The 17,965-nt window shown below is 61.2% G+C and carries 18 protein-coding genes and 1 pseudogene; 10 read left to right on the top strand and 9 right to left on the bottom strand.

Features of this window, described 5'->3' with window-relative positions:
• Nucleotides 1-189: hypothetical protein (locus A9J21_RS32465; RefSeq protein ID WP_231907096.1), on the top strand; the 189-nt coding region annotated here is incomplete at its 5' end.
• 180 nt (nt 190-369) lie between these two features.
• On the opposite strand, the gene A9J21_RS30595 is transcribed toward A9J21_RS32465, so the two are convergent.
• The 5 genes from A9J21_RS30595 to A9J21_RS30575 form a co-directional block, all read right to left on the bottom strand.
• A complete protein-coding gene (locus A9J21_RS30595; protein ID WP_082926716.1) occupies nt 370-999 on the bottom strand; it encodes a YceI family protein in 630 nt (209 codons plus the stop codon).
• Nucleotides 1,000-1,358: 359 nt separating this feature from the next.
• On the bottom strand, nt 1,359-1,745 hold the full coding sequence (locus A9J21_RS30590; RefSeq protein WP_066743092.1) for a hypothetical protein: 387 nt from the start codon (nt 1,743-1,745) through the stop codon (nt 1,359-1,361).
• A gap of 100 nt (nt 1,746-1,845) precedes the next feature.
• Nucleotides 1,846-2,427 carry a cold shock and DUF1294 domain-containing protein gene (locus A9J21_RS30585; RefSeq protein WP_066743089.1) on the bottom strand — a complete coding sequence of 194 codons (582 nt, stop codon included), beginning with the start codon at nt 2,425-2,427 and terminating at the stop codon, nt 1,846-1,848.
• Nucleotides 2,428-2,514: 87 nt separating this feature from the next.
• Complete coding sequence (csgH, locus tag A9J21_RS30580; protein ID WP_066743086.1) at nt 2,515-2,826, bottom strand: curli-like amyloid fiber formation chaperone CsgH; 312 nt, start codon at nt 2,824-2,826, stop codon at nt 2,515-2,517.
• A 196-nt stretch (nt 2,827-3,022) separates the two neighbouring features.
• A complete protein-coding gene (locus tag A9J21_RS30575; RefSeq protein ID WP_066743080.1) occupies nt 3,023-3,391 on the bottom strand; it encodes a hypothetical protein in 369 nt (122 codons plus the stop codon).
• 308 nt (nt 3,392-3,699) lie between these two features.
• On the opposite strand from A9J21_RS30575, the gene fusA reads away from it, so the two are divergent.
• The 3 genes from fusA to A9J21_RS30565 all read left to right on the top strand — a co-directional run bounded on the left by fusA (nt 3,700) and on the right by A9J21_RS30565 (nt 7,129).
• Entirely contained in the window at nt 3,700-5,748 is a 2,049-nt protein-coding gene (gene fusA / locus A9J21_RS30570) for an elongation factor G (protein WP_066743073.1), read from the top strand.
• A 69-nt stretch (nt 5,749-5,817) separates the two neighbouring features.
• Nucleotides 5,818-6,009 (top strand): hypothetical protein, encoded by a 192-nt coding sequence (locus tag A9J21_RS32155; protein WP_197497602.1) that lies wholly within the window; start codon nt 5,818-5,820, stop codon nt 6,007-6,009.
• A 139-nt stretch (nt 6,010-6,148) separates the two neighbouring features.
• Complete coding sequence (locus A9J21_RS30565; RefSeq protein ID WP_066743068.1) at nt 6,149-7,129, top strand: tripartite tricarboxylate transporter substrate binding protein; 981 nt, start codon at nt 6,149-6,151, stop codon at nt 7,127-7,129.
• 571 nt (nt 7,130-7,700) lie between these two features.
• On the opposite strand, the gene A9J21_RS30560 is transcribed toward A9J21_RS30565, so the two are convergent.
• The 4 genes and pseudogenes from A9J21_RS30560 to A9J21_RS30550 form a co-directional block, all read right to left on the bottom strand.
• On the bottom strand, nt 7,701-8,945 hold the full coding sequence (locus tag A9J21_RS30560; protein ID WP_066743066.1) for an MFS transporter: 1,245 nt from the start codon (nt 8,943-8,945) through the stop codon (nt 7,701-7,703).
• 171 nt (nt 8,946-9,116) lie between these two features.
• Entirely contained in the window at nt 9,117-9,743 is a 627-nt protein-coding gene (locus A9J21_RS30555) for a DUF6988 family protein (protein WP_066743063.1), read from the bottom strand.
• A 199-nt stretch (nt 9,744-9,942) separates the two neighbouring features.
• A pseudogene (locus A9J21_RS31305) lies at nt 9,943-10,059 on the bottom strand (benzoate/H(+) symporter BenE family transporter); the annotation flags it as partial.
• Nucleotides 10,060-10,225: 166 nt separating this feature from the next.
• On the bottom strand, nt 10,226-11,149 hold the full coding sequence (locus tag A9J21_RS30550; protein WP_066743062.1) for a LysR family transcriptional regulator: 924 nt from the start codon (nt 11,147-11,149) through the stop codon (nt 10,226-10,228).
• Nucleotides 11,150-11,322: 173 nt separating this feature from the next.
• On the opposite strand from A9J21_RS30550, the gene catA reads away from it, so the two are divergent.
• From catA to A9J21_RS30520, 6 genes are all read left to right on the top strand, one after another.
• The gene (catA, locus tag A9J21_RS30545) at nt 11,323-12,255 is read left to right on the top strand and encodes a catechol 1,2-dioxygenase (RefSeq protein WP_066743060.1); all 933 of its coding nucleotides are present in this window, start codon (nt 11,323-11,325) and stop codon (nt 12,253-12,255) included.
• A 102-nt stretch (nt 12,256-12,357) separates the two neighbouring features.
• A complete protein-coding gene (locus tag A9J21_RS30540; RefSeq protein WP_066743054.1) occupies nt 12,358-13,716 on the top strand; it encodes a Rieske 2Fe-2S domain-containing protein in 1,359 nt (452 codons plus the stop codon).
• On the top strand, nt 13,713-14,201 hold the full coding sequence (gene benB / locus A9J21_RS30535) for a benzoate 1,2-dioxygenase small subunit (RefSeq protein ID WP_066743051.1): 489 nt from the start codon (nt 13,713-13,715) through the stop codon (nt 14,199-14,201). The genes A9J21_RS30540 and benB overlap by 4 nt, the downstream gene beginning before the upstream one ends.
• A gap of 38 nt (nt 14,202-14,239) precedes the next feature.
• Nucleotides 14,240-15,262, top strand: coding sequence for a benzoate 1,2-dioxygenase electron transfer component BenC (gene benC, locus A9J21_RS30530; RefSeq protein WP_066743050.1), 1,023 nt, complete (start codon nt 14,240-14,242; stop codon nt 15,260-15,262).
• Nucleotides 15,259-16,035, top strand: a complete 777-nt coding sequence (benD, locus tag A9J21_RS30525; protein WP_066743047.1) for a benzoate diol dehydrogenase BenD — start codon at nt 15,259-15,261, stop codon at nt 16,033-16,035. The genes benC and benD overlap by 4 nt, the downstream gene beginning before the upstream one ends.
• Nucleotides 16,036-16,235: 200 nt before the next feature.
• Entirely contained in the window at nt 16,236-17,609 is a 1,374-nt protein-coding gene (locus A9J21_RS30520) for an MFS transporter (protein ID WP_066743038.1), read from the top strand.
• Nucleotides 17,610-17,965: the final 356 nt, after the last annotated feature.

Raw genomic sequence — 17,965 nt, 5'->3', positions numbered from 1 at the left:
GTTTGGTTGTTAAAGAACCCCAGCGGCCGGCTTTGCCGTTCGCTGTCGCTGCGTCGTTTCGTTGCAGCGGAGAAACGAGATTATCGAGGGTTTTCCCTGATTCGTCAAGCGTTTCGGAGAATTTCTTTTTTCTTCCGCCTGCATTGCCAGGCGCAAAAAACCTTCAGTTATTCTCCCCCGCCGCCTTGATGCGTTCACCTGCAGCAGCGGGGAGCGAATATTAATGCTTCCGCGGCGCGTTTGCAAGCAATTTCCCAAAGATGGCTATCGCGCACTCGATCGCCTTGCAGGTACGAGCTAGCGCGCCTGCACCGGAGCATCGATCTGCAATCGGCGGAAAGCGGATCATTCTGCACCAGGCAGGCAAATTCAAGGGCCTCGCACGAACTCCACCCGGATGTTCATGCGAACCGCGTCAGCCACAGCCGGGAACCATGTAGAGAAGCCAAACTCGCGACGGCTGACCTCTCCGCTCGCGGAGAAGGCGATTGCGTTGTCGCGCTGCGGACTCACGCCCGGATCACTCGGTACCACTGCCAGACGGATCGGGTGTGTAATGCCGCGGATCGTGAGGTTGCCCAATAGCCAGCCAGTGCCCTCACCGGTCAAGACAAAGCGCGTGCTGACGAAACTGATCTCCGGATAGCGATCCACATCGAGCATACCGCTGCTCCGGATGATTGGTGACAGGAAGCGCGGACGCGCCTCGACGCTCGACGCATCGATCGTCACCGTGACACGGCCTGCCTGAAGTCCACCCTCCGCTCCTTCAAGCTGCGCATTCACGCGTTGAAATCGCATCTTGATCCGAGAGTTTGAGAATGCATCGACGTCAAGCGTAACGCTGGAATGTTGCAGGACGTATCGATCAGACCGCCCCTCCGTCTCGCCAAGCTGTGCGTGACCGACCGCAGTCGTCAGCGAGATAACCGTCGCAAACGCAAGTTCTACGATCGCGTGCCAGTTGGTGGCACGGAACCAGGGTGGCGAATCGCGCACGGCGCCTCCTCGGCAGAAGAACAATGCCTGCGCTGAGTAAACACCCCGCCGCCAGGCTTTATTCCCCCTACCACTCCCCCGAATGCCGAAAGATCGCCGGCTGGTCTTCTTGCGCTCCAGACCACCTGGTGAACCGCGCAAACTAGTCGCGCTTTATGCCCGCAACGGTTTCGAGTCGGATCTTGCGTCGCCGCACCGCTACAGCGGACTCCGCGTCGATCTATTTGCGAATGCCGCCCAGGGTCAATTTGAAGAGTACACAATTCTCGCCGGTTGGCGTCACGGAACTAGCACGATGATTCGGCTGATGGTGCCTAACACTCTGCCGCCGGCCAGTGCCGAGGCGATCGTCTCTTCCTTCAGTGGCACAGGGACGCAACAAGGTCGGCGAGGATGCCGTCTTCGTCGGCACGCTTCAACACGCGTAGCGCATCGAAGGTCCCCCCGTCGGAAAGTTGGGCGTAGCCGTATTGATCGCCCAGATCGTCCAAAGCGTCGCCGCGCGCCAGGAGGAGCAGCGTGAGACAGTAGCGCCCGTGAAGTTCGGCCAGACTGCGCAAGTCTTCCATATTGGGCGGATGCCCCTCGACGCTGGGCAAGCCGTGCTCATCGATGGAGGGGACAAGGATGGTCTCGTTGGGTGCATCGCCATCGGACTCAATCTCGACGAAACTGGTCTGACCAGCTTCGGTGCGAAGGCACAGTACGTAGTGATTGCCGAAAATCTGCAGGCTTTCCTGGGCCATCGTCGTGGTTTCCTGATCGAATACTGATCGTAATCTACCAGAACCTGCCAGGGTGCCCAGGAAGCGACTGTATGCCGATACCCGCCGCCGTTGCCGTTCGTCAGAAGGCAGTGTTTGCCTTCCAAAACACGATCGCGCCAATGTTCAGGACCACCGTCGCCCAGAAGACTGCCTGAAACGCCTGCTTACGGTTCTTATGCCGAAGAAGGTGTTGCGCAACAAGCGCGCCTGGCCACCCTCCACAGAGTGCAACGAGATGCAGGTGGGCTTCCGGAATGCGCCAGGCCTTCCGATTTGCCCGGGCCTTGTCGTCGGCGTACGCGATAAAGGCAATAAGGCTGGCTATCACACTCACGATGCCAACGAGTCGCGGAAGATAGCCTCCCAGCGCACCCACGACTATGGCTGACAGCGCCGCCAGGCCGACGATCGCCGGCAACCAGTTCGCCCCGGCGCCGGCGGCAGATTTCGGGGCTCCCGCTATCGCGACGTTGAGCGCCTGCATCCGTCCGTCCTTGCCTTTGGCAAGCTCGAAACTCACGCGGTCACCCACCTTCGGCTGAACGGAGCGTGTCTGCAGCGCACTTACATGAAAGAACACATCCTTGAGATCCGCATGGATGTCAATGAATCCATATCCCTTGTCGCCGTGCCAGGATTTGATCCGCCCCGCTTTCTTCATATTCTCTGGGTTGGTATTGCTGGAGGCAGCGAGTGTACGCGATGGGCGCCCGCCGCCAGCGCGGCCGGCTGTACGCCCCCCATACCGCTACTTGGAACTGCAGTCCAGCGTGTAACGGCCGATTTCCTTGCCGTTCTCTAGCAAGGTCAGGGCGAGCTTGCAGGTGCCGCCCGGTTGCGCAGTCACGCTGACGCGCGACAACTGCGTGGGACTGTTCGCGTCGACATGCAGATCGCCGGCCTGCGCGACCGAGGAACTCCCCGACTGGCCGGTATTGACGAGCCTGAGTTCATACTGCAACTCCAACGCTCTGGAAGCCGAGACATAGGGCGCCACGACGGTCTGCCCGTTGCTGGCATGAACATCCATCCATACCTGGAGATTCGCGTCCGGATGCATGGGGAGACCTCCTGGCGCCGGGGTTGGCAAACGCGATCGTTCGTGCCGACACATGTCACTGGAATGCTTCTACAACATAAGGAGAGGCGAGCCCGGCTGACAGGCTCACGCTCTCCGCAACGCTTCACGATCCGCACGGTGCCAGCGATGGCGCACGCGATCGCTGGCACCCCCCGGGGGCGCACGATCGGCGCGGTTACTGCGTCTTCGTCTTGTCTACGGTTACCGTCTTGGCGGTGGCAGGATGGGCGGCTGGCGAGGTCGGCGCAACCGACGCCGTGGCACCTGCCTTTGTCTTATTGGCGTCAGCCTTTGCGTCAGTCGTCGGCGATCCCGCTGCGGGCTTGGCCGCCGCCGCCTCGCCCGTCTTGCCTGCCTTGTGATGGCTCGCCTTGGCGGGCGATTTGTGGTGGGTGGTGCTGACATCGGCCTTGCCCTTGGTGGCCGTTACCTTGTCGTGGGTTGCCGCGCCTTGCGATGGCGCCGCGGAAGCTGGCACGCCAGTCTGCGCGAAAACGGTACCAACGAGGGCGGCGGAGGCGAAAGCAGCGAACAGCTTCTTCATGGCGGGAACTCCTGGGAGATTTTTTCAGCATCGACACTGTGTCGTGCTTACCGGAAGAAACGGCGGCTGCTTTGCGAGAGTTGACCCGGAAGTCGTGACAATCCGTAAGTCTTGCAACTGCACTGCCGCGCGCAGATTGAAAGATGGCGTCCGTGAAGTGAGAGTCCCATGAGACACTTCCGATCGAATACTCAGTCCGCTCGCCCGACGCGGAATGCCACCGCGTACACGGGTATCGCCGGATATGGTGTTTGCGGCCTATATCGCCAATAATGGTCGAACAGCCATGGCCGGACGGGGGGCGACCCATGCTTTATAGTCCCGACGCAATTCGCACGATCGCCCTGTTGGGGCACACGGGGGGCGGCAAGACCTCCCTGGTCGAAGCGTTGCTCCACAAGGGGGGTGCGCTACACAGCCCTGGCAGTGTCGAGCGCGGCACGACAGCGTGCGATTTCGATCCGCTTGAGCACAAATACCGCCATTCGCTCACCAGCGCGGTCGCCCACCTCCACTATCACGACACCCGCATCTACCTGCTCGACACGCCGGGCTATCCCGACTTCTCTGGCCTGTCGATGAGCGCCATGGCGGCGGTTGAAACCGCTGCCATCGTCATCAACGCCCAGACCGGCGTGGATATGACGACGCGTCGCATGATGGCGTGGGCGCAGGCACGCGGGTTATGCCGGATGATCATTGTCAACGGCATTGACAAGGAGAAGGTGGATCTGCCGTCGCTGCTGACTGACATTCAGGAGGCGTTCGGCAAGGAGTGCCTGCCGATCAATCTCCCAGCCCGGGACGCCACCCAGGTCGTGGATTGCTTCTTCAACCCGGCGGGTGACGCCGATTTCCTGTCCGTGGCGTCGGCTCATGAGGCTCTCGTCGATCAGGTCGTCGAGATGGACGCCGAATTGATGGAACGGTATCTCGAGCAAGGCCAGCAAATCGCTCCGGAACAGTTGCATGCACCATTCGAGCGGGCACTGCGCGAGGGCCATCTGGTGCCGATCTGCTTCACTTCGGCAACCAATGGCACCGGCGTCGCCGAACTGCTCGACGTACTCGTGCGGCTGCTGCCAAACCCGACCGAGGGAAATCCCCCGCTGTTCTCCCGTGACGCGGGTGAGCGCCAGGTAACGGTTCGCGCCGAACCCGTGCCCGACAAACATGTGCTTGCGCACGTCTTCAAGATCACGATCGATCCGTACCTTGGCAAAATGGCTGTGTTCCGCATCCACCAAGGCACGATCACGCGCGACAGCCAACTCTATATCGGCGAGGGCCGCCAGCCGTTCAAGGTCGCGCACCTATTGATGCTGCAGGGAAAGGAGCGCGTCGAGGTGCCACAGGCGGGTCCGGGCGACATCTGCGCCGTGGCAAAGATCGACGAGATCAACTTCGACGCCGTGCTGCATGACGCCAGTGAAGACGGCAACATCCACCTGGCACCGCTCGATTTCCCCACGCCGATCTACGGCCTGGCGATTGAGCCGGCGCGCCGGGGTAACGAGCAGCGCCTGTCCGAGCTACTGCAGAAGCTCGCAGCCGGCGACCCCTGCCTGCATATCGAACATCCAGCCGGCACCAATGAAACCGTCATACTTGGCCTGGGCGAGTTCCAGCTGCGCTGTGCGCTGGAGCGCCTGACCGATCAATACAAGCTGGAGGTCGTGACGCGGCCGCCAAAGATCGCCTATCGCGAGACCATCGACGGCAAGGCTGAAGGGCATCACCGCCACAAAAAGCAAACCGGGGGCGCCGGTCAGTTCGGCGAGGTGTTTCTTCGCGTCGAGCCGCTCCCGCGTGGCACGGGCTTCGAGTTCGTTGATGCGGTCAAGGGGGGCGCCATTCCGGGCCAGTTCATTCCCGCTGTCGAGAAGGGCATCCGCCAGGTTCTGGACAGCGGCCCGCTAGCCGGCTTTCCCATGCAGGACGTGCGCGTCATCGTCTTCGATGGCAAGAGCCATTCCGTCGATTCGAAGGAAGTGGCCTTCGCGGTGGCAGGGCGCAAGGCCTTTGTCGACGCCGTGCTCAAGGCGCGGCCGAGCGTACTCGAGCCAATCGTGGATATCGAAGTGACGATGCCCGAGGCGGCAATGGGCGACATCATCAGCGACCTCTCGTCCAAACGCGGCCAGGTCCGCGGCACACGGAGCGCGGCCGGCAACAACGTCATCGTCGTGGGACAGGTACCGCTATCCGAACTCAACGACTACCAGTCGCGGGTGAACAGCATCACTGGGGGACACGGTCACTACGCGATGCAATTCAGCCACTACGAGCCCGTGCCGCCAACGCAGCAGGACCAGATGGCCTCGCAGCACAAGTCACGTGAGGACAGCGCATCCTGAGTGATTGAAATCAGCCTCCGCATCCCGTCAGCGAATTCGCTTTCGATCCCATCCTCCCGGAGCAAACCTGTGTCCCTGATCGAAATCCGCAAACGTCATCTGATCGTTGAAACGACCTATCACGAAGGCGGCCCGCCGGTTGCACAGCAGGCCGGTCGCCTCTCCGGCTGCGGCCCTCGGCTGTCCTTTCCGGTGGCCGGAGACCGCAGCCGGTATAATTCGGGCCGCATCTATTACCCGAATTCCTGTTGTCTGAAGTGATGTCTCGATTCTGCGCGCCTGTGCCACCCGCAGCGCGCGATGAACGCGTGAGCAGCGGCGTCATCACCTACCCCCCACCAGCCCGCGCCAAAAGATGGCGAACGTTCGGCTCAGGATTCGCTTCACAAGGATCCTTGCAATGCTGAAGGCAATGCTGGCCACCGTGCTGGTGGTCTGTGGTCTCACCACCACGCCCGTACAAGCCCAATCCGCTCACAACCCGTGGCCAGCCAAGCCCATCCGGCTGGTGATTCCGTTCCCGCCAGGCGGCGGCACCGATATCCTGGCCCGCCTGGTGGCCAACCAGGTGTCGCAGGACACCAAATGGACGTTTGTCCCCGACAACAAGCCGGGGGCTGGCGGCACGCTGGGCATCGCGGAAATCGTCCGCGCCGCGCCAACCGGGTACGACCTGGTCATGGGACAGAAGGACAATCTGGTGGTCGCCCCCTGGCTGTACAAGTCGGTGTCCTATGTACCGGGTCGCGACCTCGTTGCGATCAGCCACGTCGCCTACACGCCCATCGCCATCGTCACGTCAGCCAATTCGCGCTTCAAGACGCTGGCCGACGTGGTAGCCGCCGCGAAGGCGCATCCGGAATCCATCAAGTATGGGTCGCCCGGCAATGGGACGACCATCCATCTGGCCGCCGAGATCTTTAGCCAGGCCGCCGGCATCAAGTTGCTGCACGTTCCATACAAGGGGTCCAACGCCGCAATGATGGATGCCATGGCAGGCAACGTCGACCTGATGGTGGCATCCGTGCCCTCCGCGCTGGCCCAGGTCAAGGCCGGAAAGCTGCGCGCGTTGGCGGTAACGTCGGCCACCCGCAGCACGTCGCTGCCCAATGTGCCGACGGTTGCCGAAAGCGGCTACAAGAACGTGGACGTCAGCACCTGGTACGGCATCTTCGCGCCGGCCAAGACGCCGGCGGATGTTGTCGAGCGCATTGGTACCGAGGTCAACAAGGTTCTCGCCAGGCCCGACGTCATCCGCGCCATCCACGAGCAAGGAGCCGAGCCCAAGCTCCTGACTTCCCAGCAATTCTCCGATCTCGTGACATCGGAATACAAGGCGTGGAAGCCTATCGTGGAACGGTCGGGCGCCAAGCTCGAGTAAAAGCATACTGCTGGTTACTGCGCTCGCCGCGTCCATCGTGCTGATTGGAATAAACCGGCGTAGACCGTGGCAGGTCACCCATGCGTGCCGTGCCACGCTCCAGTGGCGCGGGGCGTGTCCACGTTACGGGGTCCGCGTGGCTGCAGCGCGCGCGTTGGAACGTGGGTACGCGCGCCAGCCCCCTCGAATTCGACGATGACAGCGGTGGGGCTTGCAATCCGGGTGATGGTCACCGGTGCTCCCCGGAAGATCCATGTCGTTTCAATCTGGTAGGGGCTCTTTCGGTAGGCCTTGCGTCGCTGCTTGCTGTTCATATCGGAAACCGCCTGGCCAGCTGCTGGCACTTCGCGGCAAACTTGCACAACGTCTGGCGGGAGAAGGCCCTGACTTCCCCGGCGACGCCCATGGGCGGTAGATTTATCTCGGTCATGTTCTTATGGTGATTGAAGACTGTTACTACCATGCGCACGTCGCCATTCCGGTGGCACTGGTGGCCGGCGCAAAGGCGACGTTGCCTGAGAGTCCATCCCGCTCATAAGGTTCCGGGGGAACACCTGTGCAGGCAAAATGATCACGAGACAGCCTCCTCCGTTCGCAGGTCCGAGATGGCTTGCGCCAGTTCCTCGGTGACACGGATCTCCGCCCCGATAGGGGTCATTTGCGCCGTTGCGGCAAAAGGTGCTGCGGACGTCGGCGATGGATGGCTATTGCGTCGCCACAGGAAGAAGGACGCCAGACCGGCGTGCAAGACGAGAAACGCCCAGAACAGCCCGCTGGCACCGAGTCGATTCATGAGCGGCGAGATGATCAAGGGACTGATCGCCGAACCCACCGAGTTGATCAGCAGCATGCCCTGAATGACGCGTACCAGTTCGCCGGCCTCTGCCCGATCCGCCGAGTGACTCACCGCCACCGGATAGATGGCGAAGATGCCGCCCCCGATCAGGAACATCAGCACCATCAGCAAAGGCGGGTAACTCGGAAGGATCAGGACGGCCAGCGAGACCGCTGCGCATCCCACACTCAGCGCAAGCAGGACGGTCTGCCTGTCCCGCCGGTCGGACCACCGGCCTACCGGGTACTGCAACGCCATCGCACCGCAAATGGCACTGGCCATCAGTTGGCCGACCTGGGCAACGCTCATGCCTTCTCGTTGCAGGTAGATCGGCAGGAGCGTGTAGACCGCCGCGATGCCCACGCCAGAACCGAAGCTGCCGATGGCGCCTGCGGGCGTCATGCGCACGAGATCCTGTGGCATCAGGGGTTCTGCATGGCCTACGTCCGGTGCGGTCTTCGGCAGAACAGCCATGGGCAACACCGCCATGGACCCCAGCACCCCGGCCACCATGAACGGCACGCTCTCCGCCACAGAGCCAATGGCGCCCAGACTCATCTGCGCGAGCATGATCGAGCCATAGAGGCCGATCATATAGATCGCCAGCAACCGCCCCCTGGACTTCGTGTCCCCCACAAGCAGCAGCCAGCTTTCCACGACCAGGTAGATGCCTACCATGGCCCAGCCATTCACGAGACGCAGCAGGAGCCAGACCCAGGGATCAGCGAACAAGCCCTGAAGCAGATACGTAATCGCGACAAGGGATGCAAAGCTGCTGTACGAGCGAATGTGACCGATCCGGGAAATCAACCGGTCGCTGGTCACCGCGCCAAGTGTCAGCCCGACGAAGTACGCCGACGAAATGGCACCGATCATCGTCGCCGAAACGCCAGCGGCGTCGAGCCGGAGAGACGTGAGGGAAGACATGAAGCCGCTTCCCAAACTGACAATGAACAAACCTAAAAGTGGCCCAATCGCCACGGCCCAACTGCTGCGCGACACAACTTCCTCTCAAAGCAACAAAAAACGCACCGCGGAGGATACCTGATGTCGGCGAGGGCCCCGGACAGCAGGGATAACAGCGCGGTCGCAGTCGCGTCAGCCGTCATCCGTCAGCCAGGGCAGCGTCCTTGGCGCATGGTTTGCTGCCCTCTACGCCAGCGGCAAGCAGTCCCGGTATTCGCCGTGGAGTTTGCGCGCAGTCTCCATGCCGCCTGGATCACCGCTCAGGATGGCAGTGAGCTGGGTGGCCAGGCACACCAGGCCATTTGCATTGCGCACGACATTTGTGGCCAGGTCCTCGGAATAGCCCGGTGCCGATCGAGACATCGGGTGCTTGCCGCCATGCGTAAAGCCGTTCAGCGCATACCAGTTCAAGCTGCGGTACTGGTCGAGGTTGCTCACCACGGCTTGCGCGTCCGGTGACTCGACCGGCGCCAGCTGGTTGAACATGTCCGTCACGCCGGGCAGCCGGTCTGCAGATTCCGTCGTCGCCGTCAGCGGTTCGTGAAATTGCCGTACCCATTTCTCGTCGGCTGCATTCAGCAACCAGACCCCCCGCACCAGCGTCTCGAACTGCGGTCGCAGGAGCGCAAGCGCCGCATTGGGTAATCCCATGGACAGCAACGCCAGCATTCCCGATGCATGCTCGATGGACATCAATGCGCACTGGTATGCCGCAACCGAACGCTCCCCATCCTCGGGTTGCACCGACGCAATGCAAGTGACTGCGGCTTTGTGGAACAACGCCGTCCGTTCCAGAAATTCGTTGCTTGCCATTGCTTCCCCCACCAAATCAGCTTGTCACTGCCAATCCATGCCAACCGGCTCACTGTTGGCGCGGGAGGCATGAGTCTCGGCAAAAAAGAACGTGAATTCTATAGCCTTCGGCGCTGCCTCTAACGAAAGCCCCCCCTCACGACGCCAACCAGGTCATCGATCCGCGCGGCTACGGCGGCAGACCGATGGCTGCCAGCCCCTATCCGTTCCTACTCCGGAGCACGAGGTGCGCAAACGATCCCAGGACAATTCCCCAGAACGCAGCACCCAGGCCCAGGAAGCTCATGTTCGAGGCGGTGGCGATGAATGTCATGAACGCCGAAGAATGCCCGCCATCATCCCAGGCCGTGATAATGGGTTGCCTGAGCAGCCAGCTGAGTGGGAGGCCGCCAACGGGACAATGTGGGGGGTGCAGTATGGCGTCGGCAGCCGGCGTCTGTCCAAGACCATCGACGTCTGAGGCCATACCCCCGGGGTATGTATTAGTCCGCCTTGTCTGTGCGCGCCGCGTAGGGAATACGCTCTTCTTCGTAAAGCCGATAGATCAGCTCGAGCATCTCCTTGATGTCACGCGACTCGTCCATGGCACGCATACTCATGATGATGGGCGACGTGAGGGTCGGATCATCCAGCTCCATATAGCTGACGTCATCGCGCTTGAGGCCATAGACACTGCTGGGCACGACGGAAATGCCCTCCCCGGCCGCAACAAGTCCCAACGCGATCTGCAACTCGCGGACCTCATAGATGCGTCGCGGCGTCAGCGCGCGCTCCTGAAAGGCCGAAAGAACCTGGTCCGCATAACTGGGTCTCGGGGCCTTCGGGAAGACGATGAGGGTTTCGTAGATGAGGTCGCGAAGCGATAGTACCGGCTTCGACACGGAGAGCGGATGACCCACCGGGAGCGCGACAATCATCTTCTCCTCGCGGAGAATCACGCGGCGGATGTTCGCGTCCTCGTGTCGAATACGGCCGAACCCGATATCGATGCGGCCGTCCTTGAGCGCGCGAAGCTGGTCCATCGTCGACATCTCGTGCAGGCTGAGTTCGACCGACTTGTTTTCGTCCCGGAATCGCCGAATGATCTTGGGTAGCATGCCGTACAGCGTGGAACCGACAAAGCCGACGGACAGGCTGCGCTCGATGTTGCCCACGCGCCGCGTCATTGACTCCAGATCGTTCGTCTGGGCAATGAGTTGCACCGCGTGCGAATAGAAGAACTTGCCGGTCTCCGTGAGCTTGAGCGGACGGGAGTTCCGTTCGAACAGCTGCACCCCGAGGATCTCTTCAAGCTGCTGGATTTGCCGGCTGAGCGGCGGCTGCGCAATATGGAGCCGCTGTGCTGCGCGCGTGAAGTTGCGCTCTTCCGCAACCGCTACAAAGTAGCGCAGGTGTCGCAGCTCCATACAATACCTCCCAGATATAGCCTGATACTAAAACGGTGTTGGACTGGCCCGTTTTGCGCCCCTATTCTGCTTTCACGCTCTGTTTCAGCGGCCGATTATACCTACCGAGTAGCTTTCGACCGACGCGAAACGAGGGTTAACCCCACCAAAAATACAGAGACTTAGGAGCAGACATGAGTGCCAAAGTATTCGACACCAAGGAAGTGCAGGACCTGCTGAAAGCCGCCACCAACCTGGGCAGCCAAGCGGGCAATGCGCGCGCCAAGCAGATCACGCATCGTCTGCTCAGCGACCTCTTCAAGGCCATCGATGACCTCGACATGACACCCGACGAGATCTGGGCCGGTGTGAACTACTTCAACAAGCTCGGCAAGGATGGTGAGGCGGCACTTCTGGCCGCCGGCCTGGGTCTCGAAAAGTATCTCGACATCCGCATGGACGCCGCAGACCGCGACGCCGACATCCACGGCGGCACGCCACGCACGATCGAAGGCCCCCTGTATGTCGCCGGCGCTCCCGTGCGTGACGGCGTCTCCCGTATCGACATCAATGCCGACGAAGACGCAGGCCCCCTCGTCATTCGCGGCACCGTCAGCGGCCCCGATGGCAAGCCGGTGGCCAACGCCGTCGTGGAATGCTGGCATGCCAACTCGAAGGGCTTCTATTCGCACTTCGACCCCACCGGTGCCCAGGACGACTTCAACCTGCGTGGCGCGGTGAAGACGGGCGCTGACGGCAAGTACGAGTTCCGCACGCTGATGCCGGTCGGCTACGGTTGCCCGCCGCAAGGTGCGACGCAACAGCTGCTTGACGCGATGGCCCGCCACGGCAATCGCCCGGCGCACGTGCACTTCTTCGTGACGAGCGACAAGACGCGCAAGCTCACCACGCAGATCAACATCGAAGGCGACCCGCTGATCTGGGATGACTTCGCCTATGCCACGCGCGAAGAACTCGTCCCCCATGTCGTCGGGAAAACACGTGGCACGGCGCTGGGGCTCAAGGCCGACGCGTACAAGGAAATCGAGTTCAACATCGAGCTGACCCCACTGGTGCAAGGCAAGGACAACCAGGTGGTCAATCGTCCGCGCGTCTCCGCAGCGTAACGCCCCCACACGGCGGCCGGCGTCGCCCGGCCGCCAACTCCTCCGCACGAACCTTCTGAACCGTGCGGGCCTGCCCGTCAGGCCCGCCTGGGGAGACGACTCATGTCCGCAACTATCGATAAAGCCCGCCAACTGGACGACCTGTTGAGCAACGCCGTCCAGGATGACAAGGAAAATGGCGTCTTCCGCTGCCGCCGCGACATCTTCACGAACGCCGACCTGTACGAACTCGAGATGAAGCACATCTTCGAGAGCAACTGGGTCTACCTGGCCCACGAAAGCCAGGTTCCCAACAACAATGACTACTACACCACGTGGATCGGTCGCCAGCCCATCGTCATCACGCGTGACAAGACCGGCGAACTGCACGCGGTGATCAATGCGTGTGCCCACAAGGGGGCGATGCTCTGCCGCCGCAAGCACGGCAACAAGGGCAGTTTTACCTGCCCATTCCACGGCTGGACATTCTCGAACGCGGGCAAGCTGCTGAAGGTAAAGGACGAGAAGACCACCGAATACCCGGTGCAGTTCAACAAGCAAGGCTCGCACGACCTGAAGAAGGTCGCCCGCTTCCAGAACTACCGTGGCTTTCTGTTCGGCAGCCTGAGCGAAGACGTGATGCCGCTCGAGGACTACCTGGGCGAAACGAAGGTCATCATCGACCAGATCGTCGCACAGGCGCCAGAAGGTCTTGAAGTGCTGCGCGGGAATTCGTCCTACATCTACGACGGCAACTGGAAGATGCAGATGGAGAACGGCTGCGACGGCTATCACGTCAGCACCGTGCACTGGAACTATGCGGCCACGATGGGCCGCCGCAAGGTGGAAGGCACCAAGGCCGTCGATGCCAATGGCTGGAGCAAGTCGATCGCAGGCGTGTACGGCTTCGAGCACGGCCATATCCTGCTCTGGACCAACACGATGAACCCGGAAGTGCGCCCGGTCTATCAGCACCGTGACGAGATCGCCGCGCGTGTCGGCGAAGACAAGGCGAACTACATCGTGAATCAGACACGCAATCTCTGTCTGTATCCGAACGTCTTTCTGATGGACCAGTTCAGCACCCAGATTCGCGTGGTCCGTCCGGTCAGTGTCGACAAGACCGAAGTCAGCATCTTCTGCTTCGCGCCGAAAGGCGAAAGCGCAGAGAACCGCGCCATCCGCATTCGCCAGTACGAGGACTTCTTCAACGTCTCCGGCATGGGCACCAGCGACGACCTTGAGGAGTTCCGGGCGTGCCAGGCGGGGTACGCCAGCACGACGTCGATGTGGAACGACATGTCGCGCGGCGCACCGTTGTGGGTCCACGGCCCCGACGCAAACGCCAGGGGCATGGGACTGAACCCGCTGATCTCCGGCGAACGCAGCGAAGACGAGGGTCTCTTCGTCGTGCAACACGAATACTGGATGCAGGTGATGCGCGAAGCCCTGCGCAAGGAACACGCAGAGGCGGCTGTATGACCATCGACTATCAAGCAATCTGTCAGGCGCTTTACCAGGAGGCGCGCTTTCTGGATGACCGCCAGTGGGACGAATGGCTGGCCTGCTACACCGCGGACGTGACCTACTGGATGCCGGCCTGGGACGACGATGACAAGCTCACCGAAGACCCGCAGACCGAAATCTCACTGATGTATTACGCAGACCGCGGCGGCCTGGAAGACCGGGTGTTCCGCATCAGGACCGAGCGCAGCAGCGCGTCGATGCCGGAACCGCGCACCAGCCACAACGTGACCAACGTCGAGGTGCTGGCAGCGCACGATCACGAAATCGACGTTCGCTACAACTTCAACACGTTGAGCCACCGCTACAAGATGACGGACCATTTCTTCGGCACCGTCTATCTCACCTTGCGCAAGGTTGAGGATCGCTTGCTGATTTCGCGCAAGAAGATCGCGCTCAAGAATGACTATATCCGCCAGGTGCTCGACGTCTATCACGTCTGACGGCACCGGTTGGAGTAAGACAGGACGCAGGAGGCAATATGTCCAGCTACAACATCGCACTGAATTTTGAAGACGGCGTTACCCGTTTCGTCGAATGCAAAGCCGGCGAGAAGGTTCTCGATGCCGCGTTCCGCGCCAAGATCAACCTGCCGATGGATTGCTCCGACGGCGTGTGCGGCACTTGCAAGTGCCGCGCCGAGAGCGGCCGCTACGACCTGGGCGACGACTATATCGAGGACGCACTGAGCGAGGACGAGAAGGATAACGGTCTGGTACTCACGTGCCAGATGGTGCCGCAGAGCGACTGTGTCATCGCCGTGCCCGCGTCGTCGACCGTTTGCAAGACCGAGCAAAGCAGGTTCGCGGCGACGGTCACCAAAATCGAACAGCACAATGACGCGGCGGTAGTGCTTGAGCTTGATGTCGACAGCATTCCGCCAGTCTTTCTGGCGGGCCAGTACGTCAACATCGACGTACCCGGCAGCGGGCAGCACCGCTCCTATTCGTTCTCGTCCGCGCCCGGTGCATCGAAGATCAGCTTCCTGATCAAGAAGATTCCTGGCGGCGTGATGAGCACCTGGCTGGAATCAGCCCAGCCCGGCCACACCGTGCAACTGACCGGCCCTCTGGGCAGCTTCTATCTCCGGGCAGTGGAACGTCCCCTGCTGTTCCTGGCTGGCGGCACAGGCCTGGCGCCGTTCCTGTCGATGCTCGAAGTGCTGGTGCGTGCAAACTCGCAGCAGAAAGTACACATGATTTACGGCGTGACACGAGATCTCGATCTTGTCCAGGTTGACGCGATCGAGGCGTACGTCGCGAAGCTGCCCAACTTCACGTTCAGCACCGTGGTCGCGGCAGAAGAATCAAGCCACCCTCGCAAGGGCTGGGTCACCCAGCATATGCAGGCGGAATGCCTGAACGATGGTGACGTCGACGTGTATCTGTGCGGACCGCCGCCCATGGTCGACGCCGTGCGCAAGCACTTCGACGACAACGGCGTAAAGCCCAACAGCTTCCATTACGAGAAGTTCACGCCCAACGCGGCCCCGGTGACCGCATGAATGCCCGTCGATTCGTAGGCAAGGTGATGGTGGTCACCGGCGCGGCACAGGGTATCGGTCGTGGCGTAGCACTTCGCGCCGCAGCCGAGGGCGCGAAGGTGCTGTTTGTCGACCGGGCCGACTTTGTTGCCGAAGTCGCTGCCGAAGCGACTGGGGCGGACGCCGCCGCGTTCATGGCCGACCTGGAGACCTATGAAGGCGCCGCCTCCACGATGGATTTCGCGATCAAGCTCTTTGGTCGTATCGACATCCTGGTAAACGGTGTGGGTGGCGCTATCAGAATGCGGCCCTATGCCGAGTTCGAGCCGGCCCAGATCGATGCCGAGATTCGCCGTTCGCTCATGCCCACCCTGTACACCTGCCATGCGGTCCTGCCGCACATGCTCGCGCAAGGTGGCGGGACCATCGTGAACGTTTCATCGAACGCCACGCGCGGAATCCGTCGTGTCCCGTATTCGGCTGCAAAAGGCGGCGTCAACGCGATGACGCAATCGCTGGCAATGGAGTACGGCGAGCACAACATTCGTGTAGTCGCGGCTGCCCCCGGCGGTACCGAAGCGCCTCCGCGTCGCGTGCCACGCAACGCGGCAGGGGATAACGAACAGGAGAAGGTCTGGATGCGCGAGGCAGTCACGCAGGTGACCGAGTCGACATTCTTCAAGCGATACGGCACGCTCGACGAGCAGATCGCACCGATTCTGTTCCTCGCCTCTGACGATGCGGGCTACATCACTGGCACCGTGTTACCGGTGGCCGGCGGCGACAACGGCTAACGCCCGCCAAGGTTCGCTTCACGCACAGGGTCGAGGCGATCCGAGGGAAAACTCGCACGCCATCACACCCCCGCCAACGCTGCACCAGACAGCGACCGGCAGATTCAATGTTTCAGGCCAGGACAACCGCCACTTCCCGCAGGCTTCATGGCCAGCAGGGATGTCGCGGGCCATTCCAAACAAACGGAGGAGACAAAATCATGCGTCACATCGACGTTCACAAGCTTGCAGACGCAGCGCGCTTCAACCGGTTTCATGCCGGACTGCTGTTCTGGTGCGCGATCATCATTATCTTCGACGGCTACGACCTCGCCGTCGTAGGCATCGCTCTCCCGTCGATCATGAAAGGCATGGGCGTTACCGCAACAGGTGCCGGATTTATGGTCAGTTCCGCGCTGTTCGGCATGATGTTCGGCGCGGTCATCATGGGGAGCATTGCCGACCGCATTGGCCGTCCCAGAGCCATTGCGATCTGCATCGCATTGTTCAGCGTCTTTACCGCTGCGGCCGGCATGGCGCAGGATCCCATTACATTCAGCGTGACTCGCTTTCTTGCCGGACTGGGAATTGGCGGTGTGATGCCCAACGTCGTCGCGCAGATGACGGAGTTCTCGCCGCGCAGGATCCGCGGAACAATGGTCACGCTCATGTTCAGCGGGTATTCCGTAGGCGGCATGCTCGCAGCATTGATGGGCAAATCGCTGATCGAGACGTATGGCTGGCAATCGGTCTTCCTGGCGGCCAGCATTCCCGTGCTGATCATCCCCGCCGTGTTGAGGTGGATGCCGGAATCGCTGCCGTTTCTGATTCAGCGCAATCGCCTTGACACGCTTCGGGCCGTACTCCAAAAGATGGAGCCGTCCTACCGTGCCCAGGCGACTGACCGTTTCGCGTTGCCGCAGGCCGAAAAAGGTACCAGCGCGCCCCTCAGCATGTTGTTCCGCGATGGCCGGGGCTTCAGTACGGTGATGTTGTGGATCGCCTTCTTCATGTGCCTGTTCATGGTCTATGCGTTAAGTTCCTGGCTCACAAAGCTCATGGCGGGCGCAGGCTACAGCCTCGGATCGGCGTTGACGTTCGTTCTGGTGCTGAACTTTGGCGCGATGGCCGGTGCAATTGGCGGTGGCTGGTTGGCAGACAAATTCAATATCAAACACGTCCTGGTCGGCATGTACGCACTTGCCGCTGTGTCGATCACACTGCTTGGCTTCAGGATGCCAACCGAAGCCTTGTTCTTTGTGGTAGCGCTCGCGGGCGCCTCCACCATCGGCACGCAGATCGTCACGTATGCCTATGCCGGGCAGTTCTACCCGGCGACGGTTCGCGGCACGGGCATTGGCTGGGCCTCCGGTGTCGGCAGAAGCGGCGCCATCCTTGCGCCCATTGTGATTGGCGTGCTGGTAAGCCTGTCACTACCGCTCCAGCAGAATTTCTTGGCCATGGCAGTGCCAGCTGTCATCGCCGTGCTGGCTGTACTCCTGATCGACCACAAGCGATCGGCCTCGGTGATCGACAGCGAGTTGTCAGAAACAGAACCGAGCCTGTCGTTGCGCGCTCAACAACTCGGCTCGTGACATCGGCAACTCCATTTCCTGCGGTCGTACATGTCTTTTTCTGCCCGCGCCTGAAAAGTGATGTAAGAGCATATGGCGCAGCGCAGCATAATTTGGTCAAATATCTACGCTGTCTTACCGCGAGACAGCTACCACTTCACCACCCCGCCGCTGTATGGGCGGGTTTTTTTGTTGTTTTTGCGATTTGTTGCTGCACCGTCGGCTAGGAATATCTCTGGATGCTGCGATGCCGCATTCCGCGAGCGAGATCACACCAACGTGCTTTGGCCGCGACGCAAAACACCACGCTGCCTTGGCCTTGTGTTCGTTGCTTCCTGCATGGCATCGTTGGCGCTCACATATCCCGCTGCCCGGCG

It is taken from the genome of Cupriavidus sp. D384 (assembly GCF_001652915.1).
GTDB lineage: Bacteria > Pseudomonadota > Gammaproteobacteria > Burkholderiales > Burkholderiaceae > Cupriavidus.
This window is presented reverse-complemented; position numbering and strand designations above follow the sequence as displayed.